This is a genomic window from Massilia sp. 9096, assembly GCF_000745265.1.
GTDB lineage: Bacteria > Pseudomonadota > Gammaproteobacteria > Burkholderiales > Burkholderiaceae_D > Telluria.
Map to the genome: position 1 here is coordinate 15,711 of NZ_JQNN01000001.1, position 14,649 is coordinate 30,359.

The window sequence follows — 14,649 nt, forward strand, 5'->3', positions numbered from 1 at the left end:
GGAAATAAGATTCCGGTCTTTCGCGCTTTATTAAGCAAGCAAATTTCTTTATCATCTCGCGACACATAGAAAAGAGGACTGAATGGCGAGTAACAACGTAGCCCAATTTGCCACCGAACTGAAGATGCCCGCAGATCTGCTGCTGACGCAGCTGCGTTCCGCCGGCGTCGACAAAAGTTCGACGTCAGATCCCTTGTCCAAAGATGATAAGGATAAGCTGCTGAACCATCTGCGCCGTACCCACGGCGCCGCGGACCAGGGTGAAAAGAAAAAGATCACGGTGACCCGCAAGGAAACCTCCGAGATCAAGCAGGCTGACGCCAGCGGCAAATCGCGCACGATCCAGGTCGAAGTACGCAAGAAGCGCACCTTCGTGCAGCGTGACGACCTGGTGACGACCAAACCGGCCGCAAGCGCGCCGGTGATCGACGCTGCCGAACAGGCACGCCGCGAGGAAGAGGCACGCCGTCAGCAGGAGCTGCTGGCGCGCCAGGAAGCGGAACTGCGCGAGAAGCAGGAACGCCTGGCCCGTCTCGAGTCCGAGAAAGCGGCCCAGGCCAAGGCGGCCGAAGAGCAGGCCCAGCGCGACGCGCAGGAGCGCGAAGAGCGCGCCCGCAAGGAAGCGGCAGCTGCGGCCCAGGCCGCCGCTGAAGCGACCGCCGGCGCCTCGGCCGGCGCCGCCAGCGCCGCCGAAGACGGCAAGCGTGCCGCCGCGGAGGAAGCCAAGAAGGCTGCCGCCGAGGAAGCCAAGCGCAAGGCCGACGAAGCCGCCAAGGAAGCTGCCGAACGCGCTGCCGCCACCGAGCGCGCACGCAAGGCCGTGGCCGACGAAGTGGCCCAGATCAAGGCCATGATGGCCCAGCCGCGCCGCGTCATCAAGGCGCCGGAACCCGCGCCGGCCAAGCCGAAAGCGGCGGAACCGGCAACGCTGCACAAGCCGGCCGACAAAAAGCCGGCCGAAGCGCGCGCAGGCGCGGCGGCCCCGAGCACCGACGCCAACGGCCGCGCCAAGCCGGGCGACAAGAAATCGATCAAGTCGGCCAACGTGGCCTCGACCTGGTCGGACGACAAGAAGCGCGGCGCACCGGGCGGCGGCATGAAGGGCCGTGGCCCGGCTGCGACCACCGGCGGCCGTGACGGCTGGCGGGCAGGCGGCGGCCGTGGCGGCCGTCGTAGCGGCCACGACGATCGCGAATCGAACTTCCAGGCCCCGACCGAGGCGATCGTGCGCGAGGTCTACGTGCCGGAAACCATCACCGTGGCCGAACTGGCGCACAAGATGGCGGTCAAGGCGTCGGAAGTCATCAAGCAGCTGATGAAGCTGGGCCAGATGTGCACCATCAACCAGGTGCTGGACCAGGAAACCGCGATGATCGTGGTGGAAGAGATGGGCCACAAGGCCTTCCCGGCCGCCGTCGACGATCCGGAAGCGCTGCTGACCGATCCAGCCGATCATCACGAGTTCGAGGCCAAGCCGCGTGCGCCGGTCGTGACCGTCATGGGTCACGTCGACCACGGCAAGACCTCGCTGCTGGACTACATCCGTCGCGCCAAGGTCGCAGCGGGCGAGGCCGGCGGCATCACGCAGCACATCGGCGCCTACCACGTCGATACGCCGCGCGGCATGGTCACCTTCCTGGATACCCCGGGTCACGAAGCCTTTACCGCGATGCGTGCCCGTGGTGCGAAAGCCACCGACATCGTCATCCTGGTGGTGGCGGCCGACGACGGCGTGATGCCGCAAACGAAGGAAGCGATCGCCCACGCGAAAGCGGCCGGCGTGCCCCTGGTCGTGGCGATCAACAAGATCGACAAGCCGGGCGGCAACGTCGACCGCGTGACGCAGGAACTGGTCGCCGAAGGCGTGGTGCCGGAAGAATACGGCGGCGAGTCGCCGTTCGTCCCGGTGTCGGCCAAGACCGGCCAGGGTATCGACGACCTGCTGGAAAACGTGCTGCTGCAAGCCGAAGTGCTGGAACTGAAGGCGCCGGTCGAATCGATGGCGCGTGGCCTGGTGGTCGAAGCCCGTCTGGACAAGGGCCGCGGCCCGGTCGCGACCATCCTGGTGCAGTCGGGTACCCTGAAGCGCGGCGACGTCGTGCTGGCCGGTTCGTCGTTCGGCCGCGTCCGTGCGATGCTGGACGAAAACGGCAAATCGGTGACCGAAGCCGGTCCGTCGATCCCGGTCGAGATCCAGGGCTTGACCGAAGTGCCGAGTGCCGGCGAAGAAGTCATGGTCATGGGCGACGAGCGCAAGGCGCGTGAAATCGCACTGTTCCGTCAAGGTAAGTTCCGCGACGTGAAACTGGCCAAGCAGCAGGCAGCGAAGCTGGAAAACATGTTCGACCAGATGGCCGAAGGCGAAGTCAAGAACCTGCCGCTCATCGTCAAGACGGACGTGCAGGGTTCGCAGGAAGCGCTGGTCGGTTCGCTGCAGAAGCTGTCGACCTCGGAAGTGCGGGTGCAGATCGTGCACGCGGCCGTGGGCGGCATCACCGAGTCGGACGTCAACCTGGCGACCGCGTCGAAGGCAGTCATCATCGGCTTCAACGCCCGTGCCGACGCCCAGGCGCGCAAGCTGGCCGAGACGAACGGCGTCGACATCCGTTACTACAGCATCATTTACGATGCGATCGACGAGATCAAGACGGCGATGTCGGGCATGCTTGCGCCGGAAAAGCGCGAGCACGTCACCGGCCAGGTCGAAATCCGCCAGGTCATCCTGGTGTCGAAGGTGGGCGCGATTGCCGGCTGTCTGGTCACCGACGGCGTCGTCAAGCGCACCTCTTCGGTTCGCCTGCTGCGCAACAACATCGTGGTCTGGACCGGCGAGATCGATTCGCTCAAGCGCTTCAAGGACGACGCCAAGGAAGTGCGCGCCGGCCTCGAGTGCGGCCTGTCGCTGAAGAACTACAACGAGATCCAGGTCGGCGACGTTCTGGAAGTGTTCGAAGTGCAGGAAGTGGCGCGTACGCTGTAATTACCGCGCTTCGCCAATCGGAGTAGCATCGAGGGGCCAGGAGCTCGCGCCACGGCGCAGGGCGACTGGCCCCAATTTTTTTGGCAGTAGAAAACAACAACATGGCAAAACACAGCAAAAGCATTCCCCAGCGCGGCCTGCGCGTGGCCGACCAGATCCAGAAGGACCTGTCGGAACTGATCGCCTTCGAGCTGAAGGATCCGCGCGTCGGCATGGTCACCATCAGCGAAGTCAAGCTGACCCCGGACTACGCGCATGCGAAGGTGTATTTCACTCTGCTCAAGGACGGCCCGAACGAGGTCAAGCAGACCCTGGAAGGCCTGAGCAAGGCGGCCGGCTACCTGCGCAACCTGCTCGGCAAGCGCCTGCATATCCACACGCTGCCGCAGCTGCACTTCGTGCACGACACGTCGACCAGCCGCGGCCTGGCGATGTCGGCCCTGATCGACCAGGCCAACGCCACCCGCGCGCTGGACGATGAGGAGACCCGCGCCCAGGTCGAAGGCAAGGGCGATACCGAAGCCGACGCGGCCGGTAACGGCGTAGACGCCGAGTGAACGCGCGGCCCCCGAAAAAGCCCCGTGACCTGGTCGACGGGGTGCTGTTGATCGACAAGCCGGTCGGCCTGTCCTCGAACGATGCGCTGATCAAGGTCAAACGCATCGTCAATGCCAAGAAGGCCGGCCACACCGGCACGCTCGACCCGTTCGCCACCGGCCTGCTGCCGCTGTGCTTCGGCGAAGCGACCAAGTTCTCGCAAGACCTGCTGGAAGCCGACAAGACCTACCTGGCCAAGGTGCACCTGGGCGTGACCACGACCACCGGCGACACCGAAGGCGAGACCGTCGCCACCCACCCGGTCGAGGTCACGGTCGAACAGATCGAAGCCGCGCTGGCAAAATTCCGCGGCCCGATCATGCAGATCCCGCCGATGTATTCGGCTCTCAAGCGCGACGGCAAGGCGTTGTACGAGTACGCGCGCGAGGGCGTCACGCTCGAGCGCGAGGCGCGCCCGGTGACGATCCACGCGCTCGAGATGCTCGACTACGAGGCGCCGTTCCTGACCATCCGCGTGACCTGCAGCAAAGGCACCTACATCCGCGTGCTGGGCGAAGACATCGGCGCCGCGCTCGCTTGCGGCGCGCACCTGAACCAGCTGCGCCGCATCGGCGTCGGCAGCCTGAGCATCACCGGCATGGTGACGCTGGAACAGCTGCAGGCGCACGACAATCCGCTGTCGCTGCTGGCGCCGGTCGACGCATTGCTCTCGAGCTTCCCGCGACTGGAACTCACGCCCGAGCTGGCCAAACGCTTCCAGAACGGCCAGCGCCTGGCCCTGAACCGCGAACCGGTGGCGCTGCCTGACCAGCAGGGCAGGGTGCGCGTCTATCTGGAAAACAAACTGCTCGGCACCGCCATCCTGCAGGAGTGGGGCGTGCTGCAGCCGGAGCGGCTGATCGCCAATGCGCCGCCGGCTTGACGCCACACGCCACGCATAAAAAGATTGCCCATCCGCACGGCCTGAGCCAGAATCGGAACAGTTATCCTCACGTCAACAGGAGCCGCTCCATGCAAGCGATGCAGTTCACGAAGGCCGATGCGCGGCTGGGCAACCGGGGCACCGGCGCCATGTTTTTCTCGGTATTCGGCGCCGTCTGGCTGTTCGGCTGGGCCAGCGGCGTGCATGCGGGCGCGGGGTGGTTCGCGGCGATCGTCATCGTCGCGGCGATCCTGTTTGCCGTAGCCATGCAGCGCTACCGCCGCGATGCGCCGGAGGCTGCGCGGTTCAAGGATTCACCGGAGCGGCGCCGCGCCGGCCGCGTCTTCAACATCGTGAACTCGGCACAATGGATCGCCATCGTCGGGCTCGGCCTTGTGCTGGGCAATACCGGCCATGGCGCCTGGATCATCCCGATGGCGATCGGCATCGTCGGCCTGCATTTCTATCCGCTCGCCGTCGTGTTCCGCAACCCGATGCATTACTTCACCGGCAGCGCGATGGTGGCGCTGGCGATCGGGTATCCGCTGCTGGCCGGGCCGCGCTCGCCGGTCGGCTTTTTGGGCGCCGGCCTGATCCTGTGGCTGAGCGCTGCCTGGGCGCTGCGGCCGCATGCTGTGCAAGTGGCCTCTTGAAACCGGCGGGAAACGTCCCATATTGCCGTGGAAGATGATCCGCGGCGGTCATCAAGCTTCAACATTTCGCCGCTAAGCTTGGCAAATCGTTGAAATCTCAAGACTTTTCCTTCCGCTGCAAAGCAGCATGCGAAACAAGCGTGCTATACTAGCGGGTTCCGGCATTCGGCGAGGCCGACGTCGCCGACCATCACGCAACATTCTCTGTTGAATACGCATATGTCAAACACCAAACGCGCGATTCGTAATATCGCAATCATCGCCCACGTTGACCACGGCAAAACCACTCTCGTGGACCAGCTGCTGCGTCAATCCGGCACCTTCCGTGAAAACCAGGCGGTGGACACCCGCGTGATGGACTCGAACGACCTCGAAAAGGAACGTGGCATCACGATTCTGTCGAAGAACTGCGCAGTCGAGTACGAAGGCACCCACATCAACATCGTCGACACCCCGGGCCACGCCGACTTCGGCGGCGAGGTCGAGCGCGTCCTGTCGATGGTCGACTCGGTGCTGCTGCTGGTCGACGCCCAGGAAGGCCCGATGCCGCAGACCCGCTTCGTGACCCGCAAGGCGCTGGCCCTGGGCCTCAAGCCGATCGTGGTCGTCAACAAGGTCGACCGTCCGGGCGCGCGCGCCGACTGGGCGATCAACCAGACCTTCGAACTGTTCGACAAGCTGGGCGCCAACGACGAGCAGCTGGACTTCCCGATCGTCTACGCTTCGGGCCTGAACGGCTATGCCGGCCTGACCGAAGACGTGCGCAGCGGCGACATGAAGCCCTTGTTCGACGCCATCCTGAAATACGTGCCGGTGCGTGACGACAACCCGGACGGTCCGCTGCAGATGCAGATCACCTCGCTGGACTACTCGTCCTACGTGGGCAAGATCGGTATCGGCCGTGTCAACCGTGGCCGCGTCAAGACCGGCCAGGATGTGGTCGTCCTGAACGGACCTGATTCGACCCCGATCAAGGGCCGCATCAACCAGGTGCTGAACTTCAAGGGCCTGGAGCGCGTGCTGGTCGACGAGGCCGTCGCCGGCGACATCTGCCTGATCAACGGTATCGAAGAAATCGGCATCGGTTCGACCGTTTGCGCTGCCGACACCCCGGAAGCGCTGCCGATGCTGACCGTCGACGAGCCGACCCTGACCATGAACTTCATGGTCAACAACTCGCCGCTGGCCGGCCGCGAAGGCAAGTTCGTCACCAGCCGCCAGCTGCGCGAGCGTCTCGAGCGCGAACTGAAGGCCAACGTGGCGCTGCGCGTGCTGCCGACCCCGGACGATACCGTGTTCGAAGTGTCGGGCCGCGGCGAGCTGCACCTGACCATCCTGCTGGAAAACATGCGCCGTGAAGGCTTCGAGCTGGCCGTGTCGCGTCCGCGCGTGGTTTTCAAGATGGTCGATGGCGTCCGTCACGAGCCGTATGAAAACCTGACCGTCGACGTCGAAGAAGCCAACCAGGGCGGCGTGATGGAAGAACTGGGCCGCCGCCGTGGCGACCTGCAGAACATGGAATCGGACGGCAAGGGCCGTGTCCGTCTGGAATACCTGATCCCGGCCCGTGGCCTGATCGGTTTCCAGGGCGAATTCATGACCCTGACCCGCGGTACCGGCCTGATGAGCCACGTGTTCCACGAATACGCACCGGTCGACAACAGCAAGGGCGAACTCGCCGGCCGCCGTAACGGCGTGCTGATCTCGCAGGACGACGGCGCCGCCGTGGCCTACGCGATCTGGAAGCTGCAGGACCGCGGCCGCATGTTCGTCGAGCACAACACGCCGGTGTACGAGGGCATGATCATCGGTATCCACTCGCGCGACAACGACCTGGTCGTCAACCCGATCAAGGGCAAGCAGCTGACCAACGTGCGCTCGTCGGGTACCGACGAAGCCGTGCGCCTGGTGCCGCCGATCCAGATGTCGCTGGAATACGCCGTGGAATTCATCGAGGACGACGAACTGGTCGAGATCACCCCGAAGAGCATCCGCCTGCGCAAGCGTCACCTGAAAGAGCACGAGCGCAAGAAGGCCAGCCGCGAAGCCGCATAAGCTTCGCCGGCATCCCGCCTGCGCCACGAAAAACCGCCGCCTGCGATACGCAGGCCGGCGGTTTTTTTTCGACCCGATCGGTGGGACAATGAGCAGGTTCAAGCAGCGAAACGGAAATGCAGATGAATTCGAATGACCGGACCCCGGACAAGACCCGGCTCGGCCGCCTGCTGGTCGAGAAGCAGCTGATCTCGCACGCCCAGCTCGAGGCCGCGATCCTGGCCCAGGGGCAAAGCGGGCGCCGGCTGGGCGAGATCCTGGCCGACATGAAACTGATCACCCAGGCGCAGGTGCGCGGCGCGATCCGGCGCCAGCGCAGGCTGCGCATGGCGGCGGCGCTGGCCACGACCCTGCTGGGGCCGCTGCACGCCTGCGCGGCGGCGGCCGGCGCGCCGGCGGTGTCGGCGTCCACGTCGGCGTCAGTGTCGGCGCGCGGATTCGGCGCGCAGCCATTGTCGGAACAGGCGTTGGGTGCGGTCACGGCCCAGAGGCGGCCGGACGAAGCGCCGGGGGCCGGCGCGGCGGGGGCGGCCGACGCCGCGATGACCAACGCGCTGCGCGAGCAGGCGCGCCAAGCCGAGCTGCGCCTGCAGGCGCTGGACGTGATCTCGGCGAGGGAGGCGCAGGCCGCCAGCCAGGCGGCGGTCCGGCATGGCTTGCCGGACGGCGGGGTGAAGGTGCTGGGCGACCTGGCCCAGGTATTGAATCCATTGACGCTGCTGCTGTCGGCCGACATCTCGGTCGGCAACGTCAGCTACGACGCCGGGAACTCGGTGGCGAGCGTCGGCAAGGACGGCGCGGTGACGCTCAAGGTGCCCAGTTCGATCGGCGAGATCAGCTTCCACAACATCCGCGTCGGCAGCCAGCCGGGACCGGGCTTCGGCAGCGCCGCGATCCGCGACATCGACCTGCGCGCGGCGACGCTGACGATCAAGCCGCGTTGAGCGGCATGGTCTAGCGCAGGCCCAGCAGCGCGACCACGCGCTCGCGGCTGACGCCGACCAGCGCCGAGGTCAGCGCCAGCAGCGAGTCGTAGTCGGTGTTCGATGCCGCGCTGGCGAAGTCCTGGGCGGCCAGTTCGACTTGCGGCGGCGGGGTCTCGGACGACGCCACCTCGACCGTGGCGGCGGCCAGCGCATTGCTGGCGGCGGCCTGCGACTGGCGCACGCGTTCCAGCGCCTGCACCACCTCGCGCAGGTTCTGGCGCAGCGCGTCGGTATTCGCGGTGCTCCACTGCTGCGGCGCCGGGCTGGCCGGGACTTCGTCGGCGGTGACCTTGCCGCGGCCGCTGACGGCGATGCTGTCCTTGACCGCCGGCCAGTTCGATTCGGGCGTCGAGAACACCAGCGCGCCACGCTCGTCGACGCCGGCGCGCACGCCCATCGGCGCCAGCGCGCGGTCGATCGCGCGCGCCGCCTCGTCGCTCGACTGGTCGGGCTGGATCGTCACCGAGGTCTGCGGGCCGCCGACGCCGCCGACCGAGAAAGCCAACGTCTGCGGCGCGTTCTGCTGCAGGCTGTCGAGGTCGAGCTCGCGGATGCGGAACTTCTGCACGGCCGGCTCGGGGGTGTAGCTCAGGTTGGCGTCGACGCTGCCGCCGGCGGTCTGCTTGCGCGCGTTCAGGGTCGCCGTCAGCTGGCGCACCTGGGTCTCGAGCTGCTGGCGCACATTGGAGGCCGAGGCGGAGGCGGATGCCGCGGCGGAAGCGGAGCCGGTCTGCATTGCGCTGCGGGCGCCGGTCAGCTTGGCGGTCAGCTCGCCCTTGAGCGACTCGAGCTGGCTGGCGATGCGGTTCAGGTAATCCACCGCCTGCTGGGCGCGCGCGACCTGGTCCTGCAGGCCGCCGTCGACCGAGGTGGCCTTGCTGCGCAGCGGCGCCGCCTGGGCCGCGTTGGCGGGCGATGCGGCGGACGCATTGTCCGGCGCGTTGCTGGCCGGTTGCGCCGCGGCCGGGCGCGCGGGCGCTTTGGTGGCGACGGCGGGGCCGATCGTGGCGCCGGACAAGCCGGCGCTGGTATTGGGGCGAAGTGTGGTTTCCATCGAATCGAGGGCAGCGTTCAGAGCGCTGCGAACAGGGACAGGTTGCCGATCTTGCTGTAGGCCTTGTAGCTGGCCTGCAGCGCCGTCTGGTAGCCGTTCAATTCGATCGCGGCGGCGCCGACATCGAGCTGGCCGATGTCGTTGATCGCCGTCTTGTTCGACAGGCTGACGTTTTCGTGATTCGAATCGATCGTATCCAGGATGTTTTGCTGACCGCCCAGGACCGCGACTTTGCCCGACAACAGGTTCATCGCGCTGTCGAAGCCGTTCAGGGCGTTGCCGACCACGCTGCGCACGGCCGGGTCGTTCGGGTTGACGTTCGGCTTGGACAGCGCATCGATGGTCTGGTCGAGCTGGTTGAGCAGCTTTTCCATGCCTTGCACGTTCTGGTTCGCGGTCTGGGTGATGCCGTTGCCGACCACCACGGTCTGGCTGTTGGCGTTGCCGGCATAGCTGTAGCGCGTGCCGAGCGCGGCGTTCTTGTCGTAGGCGATCGGCGCGGTTGCGGTCGCGGTACCGGAAAACGTGTAGCGGCCTTCCTGGTCGAGCGTGTTGGAGGTGTACAGCAGGCTGTCGCGCAGCGACGACAGCGAGGTCACCATCGAATTCAGGTCCTGCGGCGTGTTCGAGCCGTCGGCGGCCCAGACCAGCAGGTCGCGGCCCGAATTCATGTCGTCGACCATGTTCTGCAGGTAGCCTTCGTCTTTCGACATGCGCTGCTTGACCGCGCTGATGTTGCTGCGGTACTGGTCGATCGCGGTTTCTTCGCGCTTCAGGCGCGACAGGCGCACGCTGTCGACCGGGTCGTCGGACGGCAGCTGGATACGGTTGCCGTTGGCCATCTGCTGGGTGACGTAAGTAATGCGCTCCTGGTTCTGCGCGAGCGACTGGGTCATCAGTGCCTGGTATTGGCTGGACGAGATTCGCATGGTGATTCCTTAACCCATCATTTGCAAGGTGGCGTCGAACAGCGCATTCGCCACCGACATCACTTTCATATTGGCTTGATACATGTTCTGGTATTCGACCAGGTTGACCGCTTCCTCGTCCTGGTTGACGCCGCTGGTCGACTGCCAGTCGCTGGTGGCCTGGTCGCGCATCGATTGCGCGGTGTCCAGCGCCGCCTTGTTCTGCTGGCTGTCGACGGCCAGCTTGCCGACCAGCTGGGTGTCGGCGTCGCTGACCAGCACGTTGCCCAGGCCGGTCACGCTCAGGGTCTGGCCCTTGATCGCGACCAGCTGTTGCAGGTTGCCGGTGTCGCCCGGGGTGCCGTCGCTGGAGAAGGCCAGGTCGCCGGCCTGGAAGCCGTCGGCGACCTGCAGCATGTTCGAGGTGCTGCCCGGGTTGAACACGAACAGTGGTTTGCCGGGCTGGCCGTCCATGGTCTTGCCGGCGCCGAGCTGCGTGTTGATCTTGGCGGCCATCTGCTGGGCCATGTCGGTCACGCCCTGCTGCAGCGGCTGCAGGGTGCCCTGCAGGTAGGTCGACAGGCCGCCGAGCTGGCCGCCGGCCTTGGTCGGGTCGATGTCGAAGCTGGTGCCGGCGAAGGTCATGCTGAAGCTCTGGCTGCTGCCGCCGGTGACCGACAGCTTGGCCGCGACGCCGCCCAGCACCAGCGCCTGGCCGCCCTTGAGCGAGACGTCGCGGGTGCCGTCCGGCTGGTTGCTGACTTCCAGCGACATCTGGCTCGACAGGCTGTCGATCGCCTGGTCGCGCGCGTCCATCAGGCTCGAGGCGTTGCTGCCGGTGGCGTTGGCGTTGGCGATCTGGGTGTTGAGCGAAGCGATCGTCGCGATCGAGGCGTTGGCCTGGTCGACCAGCGAGGCGCGCTGCTGGCTGATCGACTGGATCTGGGCGCCGAACACGTTGTTCAGGCTGTTGAAGCGCTGGGCCATCAGGTTGCCGGCAGTGACCACCTGCTGGCGCAGCGGGGTCGAGGTCGGGTCGACGCCGGCCACCGCGTTGATCGCCGCGAAGAACTGGTCGATACCGCTCGACAGGTTCGAGCTGTCGTCGCCCATCACCTGTTCCAGCTGGGTCATGTAGGGCTGGGTTTGCGAACGCGCGCCCAGTTCCGATCCCGTGCGCCACAGCTGCTGGGTCTTGTAGTCATCCGAAAAACGCATCAGCGAGGTCACGTGCACGCCATTGCCGGCGCCGGCCGAGCCGGCTGCAGGCGCGACCGCGGTCAGCACCGCCGACTGGCGCGTGTAGCCTTTGGTCTGCATGTTGGCGATGTTCTGGCTGCTGGCCGACAGGGCCACTTGCGAAGCGAGGGCGCCGGTCAGGGCGTTGTTCAGGATGCTCATGGTGTTCTTTATCGTGGGGGCTGGGCAGGCGCTCTACAGGGAACGGTGCGCCTCATCAATACAAGGCGACCGTTCTTTCGGCTTTATTAAGTCCGAATTGATCAAGTCGATGTTTTCGGTTCGTGCGCCGCAGCCGAAGGCAGCATCTGCTTGAGGATGGCGTCGGCGATGCCGAAGGCGCGCTGGTTGGCGATGCTCCCGGCCAGGACGTTGTCGGCCATGTCCTGCATGTCCTGGTTGACCTTGTCCTTGTACGGGCTGTCCTCGGGCGCGATGGTGCGCTGGGTCTCGCGCATCTGGTGCAGCATGTTCGAGATGAAGAAGCTCTCGAAGTCGATCGCGGCCTTGGTGACCTTGGCGGTGGCCGGGTCCGGGACTGCCGGCGCGGCCGGGGTGATGGCTGCCTTGGACTCGTCGGCGCCGGTCTGCGGCGCCATGAAATTGAGTTTATCGAGCATCAGATCACCACCAGTTCGCCCTCGATCGCGCCGGCCTGGTCGAGCGCCTGCAGGATCGCCATGATGTCGTCGGGCGACGCGCCAAGGCTGTTGACCACGTCGATGATGGTCTGCAGCTTGGCGCCGGCCGGCCAGTGGAACATCTTGGCCGAACCCTGGTCCACCGCGACCTTCGATTGCGGCGTCACCGCGGTCTGGCCGTTCGACAGCGGGCCTGGCTGGCTGACCGCCGAGCTCTCCGAGATCACCACCTTGAGCGAGCCATGGGTGACCGCGGCCGACTTCACGCGCAAGCCGTCGGAAATGACCACCGTGCCGGTGCGCGAGTTGAACACCACCTTGGGCGTCTCCATGCCGGCTTCGACCGGCATGTTTTCCAGCTTGGCGACGAACGCCACGCGCTCGGTCGGATTGGCCGGGGCGACCACTTCGACGCTGCTGCCGTCGGCGGTGGTGGCGATCTCGCCGAAGCGGCGGTTGATCGCGTTGACGACGTTGGTCGCGGTGTCGAAATTCGGGTGGCGCAGCTGCAGGCGCACCTGCGGCCGGGTGGCGAAGTCGGTCGGGATCTCGCGCTCGACCATGGCGCCGTTCGGGATGCGCCCGCCGGTCGGGGTGTTGACCGTGACCGAGGAGCCGCTCTTGCCCGATGCCGACAGGCCGCCGATGACCAGGTTGCCCTGCGCCAGCGCATACACTTCATTGTCGGCCGCGCGCAGCTGCGTGAGCAGAAGGGTGCCGCCGCGCAGGCTCTTGGCGTCGCCCAGCGAGGACACGGTGACGTCGATCGTCTGGCCGCGGCGGTAGCCGGGCGGGAATACCGCCGAGACCATCACGGCCGCCACGTTCTTGTTCTTGGCGTCTTCGCCGTCCGGCAGCTTGACGCCGAACTGCTTGAGCAGGTTGACCACCGACTGGCTCGAATACTTGACCTGGGTCGAGTCGCCGCTGCCGTTCAGGCCGACCACCAGGCCGTAGCCGACCAGCGGGTTTTCGCGCACGCCTTCGACGCTGGCGAGGTTGCGCAGCGGCTGGGTGCGCATCTGCAGGTCGGCGGCGGCGGCGGCCGCCGCGGTGGCGGCGGCGTTCTGCTTGGGCACCGCGGGCGCGGCGTGGGCGCCGGCGGCGAGCAGCAGGGCGGCGGCGAGGGAAGCGGGACGGAAGAATCGGGGCATGTCGGTTCGGGTCAATTCGGGCTTAGAACGGCATCAAGGGACCGGTGAAGAAACGCGTCAGCCAACCCGGGGAGTTGGCGTCGGCCAGGGTGCCCTGGCCGGAGTAGGCGATGCGGGCGTTGGCCACGCGCAGCGAGGACACCTGGTTCAGGTTGTCGATGTCGGCGGCGCGCACATAGCCTTTGATGCGCAGGAATTCCTCGCCCTGGTTCAGCTGCAGGCGCTTCTCGCCGGCCACGCGCAGCAGGCCGTTGGGCAGCACTTCCTGCACCAGCACCGTCACCGCGCCGCTCAGGGCGTTCTGCTGGGTGCTGGTGGCGTCGCCCTGGAAGCTGCGGTCGGCGCTGGCGCTGACGCCGGTGCGCCCGAACGTCTTGCCGAGCACACCGAGCGGCGCGACCGAGGCCGACGAACCCTTGGAAAAGCTGGTGCCGGCCTTCTTGCTCGACTGGGTGGTCTCCTGCAGCAGCACGGTGACCACGTCGCCGGCGCGGAATGCGCGCTGGTCCGAGGTCAGCGACACGGTCTCGGCGGAGAACACGCCGCCCGAAATGCCGGCGCGCGGCGCCTGGGCTTTCGGCAGCGCCAGGGCGTCGTCTTCGACGACCGGCCTGTTGAGCGGGACGCGCGAGGCGCAGCCGCTCAAGATAAGTGCCGCAGTGATTGCATGAGCGGCCGCGGTGGCGATGCGTTTCATAGTCATTAGCGGGAAGCTTGGGACAGGTATTGCAGCATGTTGTCGGCGGCGGACAGCACCTTGGTGTTCATCTCGTAGGTGCGCTGGGCGGCGATCATGTCGACCATTTCCTCGACCACCTGCACGTTCGAGCCTTCCAGGGCGCCCTGCTTGAATTTGCCGAAGGCGCCGCCGTCGCCGGCCTTGCCCTCGTTCGGGGTGCCGCTGGCTGCGGTTTCCTGGTACAGGTTGTCGCCCAGGGCCTGCAGGCCGGCCGGGTTGACGAAGGTGGTCAGGGTCAGCTGGCCCAGTTCGGTCGGGGCGACCGCGCCCGGCACGTTCGCGCTGACCATGCCGTTGTCGCCGATCGTGACCGACAGGGCGTTGTTCGGGACCGTGATCTGCGGGACCAGCGGCAGGCCCTGGGAATTGACCAGCACGCCGTTCTGGTCGACCTGCAGTTGGCCGGCGCGGGTGTAGGCAGGGGTGCCGTCCGGACGGCGCACCTGGATGAAGCCGTTGCCGGTGATGGCGACGTCGAGCGACTGCCCGGTGGTCTGGATGGTGCCGTTGGTGAACACCTTCTGGGTGCCGACGATGCCGACGCCGTTGCCGAGCTGGGTGCCGTTCGAGACGGTGTTGTCGGCGGTCTGGGCGCCGGGCTGCTTGTCGACCTGGTAGAACAGGTCGGCGAACACCACGCGGTCGCGCTTGAAGCCGGCCGTGTTCACGTTGGCCAGGTTGTTGGCGATGGCTTGCAGTTTCGCGTCCTGCGCCTGCACGCCGGTCTTGGCAATCAACATTGCGGGATTCATGTTTTCTC

General features: G+C 66.4%; 13 protein-coding genes. 6 read left to right on the top strand and 7 right to left on the bottom strand.

Going from position 1 to position 14,649, the window contains the following annotated elements:
* Positions 1 to 82: 82 nt before the first annotated feature.
* The 6 genes from infB (at position 83) to FA90_RS00095 (ending at position 8,112) form a co-directional block, all read left to right on the top strand.
* Positions 83 to 2,980, top strand: a complete 2,898-nt coding sequence (infB, locus tag FA90_RS00070) for a translation initiation factor IF-2 (protein ID WP_036164541.1) — start codon at positions 83 to 85, stop codon at positions 2,978 to 2,980.
* 101 nt (positions 2,981 to 3,081) lie between these two features.
* On the top strand, positions 3,082 to 3,537 hold the full coding sequence (gene rbfA, locus FA90_RS00075; RefSeq protein WP_051971272.1) for a 30S ribosome-binding factor RbfA: 456 nt from the start codon (positions 3,082 to 3,084) through the stop codon (positions 3,535 to 3,537).
* A complete protein-coding gene (truB, locus tag FA90_RS00080) occupies positions 3,534 to 4,460 on the top strand; it encodes a tRNA pseudouridine(55) synthase TruB (RefSeq protein WP_036164544.1) in 927 nt (308 codons plus the stop codon). The genes rbfA and truB overlap by 4 nt, the downstream gene beginning before the upstream one ends.
* Positions 4,461 to 4,549: 89 nt before the next feature.
* Entirely contained in the window at positions 4,550 to 5,113 is a 564-nt protein-coding gene (locus FA90_RS00085; protein ID WP_036164546.1) for a hypothetical protein, read from the top strand.
* Positions 5,114 to 5,332: 219 nt separating this feature from the next.
* A complete protein-coding gene (gene typA / locus FA90_RS00090; RefSeq protein WP_036164549.1) occupies positions 5,333 to 7,168 on the top strand; it encodes a translational GTPase TypA in 1,836 nt (611 codons plus the stop codon).
* 122 nt (positions 7,169 to 7,290) lie between these two features.
* Positions 7,291 to 8,112, top strand: a complete 822-nt coding sequence (locus FA90_RS00095; protein ID WP_156116520.1) for a hypothetical protein — start codon at positions 7,291 to 7,293, stop codon at positions 8,110 to 8,112.
* Positions 8,113 to 8,122: 10 nt separating this feature from the next.
* Here the strand turns inward: FA90_RS00095 and FA90_RS00100 are convergent, their stop codons facing one another.
* From FA90_RS00100 to flgG, 7 genes are all read right to left on the bottom strand, one after another.
* On the bottom strand, positions 8,123 to 9,208 hold the full coding sequence (locus FA90_RS00100; protein WP_036164554.1) for a hypothetical protein: 1,086 nt from the start codon (positions 9,206 to 9,208) through the stop codon (positions 8,123 to 8,125).
* Positions 9,209 to 9,225: 17 nt separating this feature from the next.
* Positions 9,226 to 10,137, bottom strand: coding sequence for a flagellar hook-associated protein FlgL (gene flgL / locus FA90_RS00105; protein ID WP_036164557.1), 912 nt, complete (start codon positions 10,135 to 10,137; stop codon positions 9,226 to 9,228).
* A gap of 9 nt (positions 10,138 to 10,146) precedes the next feature.
* Positions 10,147 to 11,517, bottom strand: a complete 1,371-nt coding sequence (gene flgK / locus FA90_RS00110; RefSeq protein ID WP_036164560.1) for a flagellar hook-associated protein FlgK — start codon at positions 11,515 to 11,517, stop codon at positions 10,147 to 10,149.
* Between the two features lie 101 nt (positions 11,518 to 11,618).
* Positions 11,619 to 11,975 carry a rod-binding protein gene (locus FA90_RS00115; RefSeq protein WP_239700458.1) on the bottom strand — a complete coding sequence of 119 codons (357 nt, stop codon included), beginning with the start codon at positions 11,973 to 11,975 and terminating at the stop codon, positions 11,619 to 11,621.
* Entirely contained in the window at positions 11,975 to 13,018 is a 1,044-nt protein-coding gene (locus FA90_RS00120; RefSeq protein ID WP_239700956.1) for a flagellar basal body P-ring protein FlgI, read from the bottom strand. Before FA90_RS00120 ends, FA90_RS00115 begins: the two co-directional genes overlap by 1 nt.
* Before the next feature lie 154 nt (positions 13,019 to 13,172).
* Positions 13,173 to 13,847: a flagellar basal body L-ring protein FlgH gene (gene flgH / locus FA90_RS00125; RefSeq protein WP_036164565.1), complete on the bottom strand. Its 675-nt coding sequence runs from the start codon at positions 13,845 to 13,847 to the stop codon at positions 13,173 to 13,175.
* A 5-nt stretch (positions 13,848 to 13,852) separates the two neighbouring features.
* A complete protein-coding gene (gene flgG, locus FA90_RS00130) occupies positions 13,853 to 14,641 on the bottom strand; it encodes a flagellar basal-body rod protein FlgG (protein WP_197065212.1) in 789 nt (262 codons plus the stop codon).
* Positions 14,642 to 14,649: the final 8 nt, after the last annotated feature.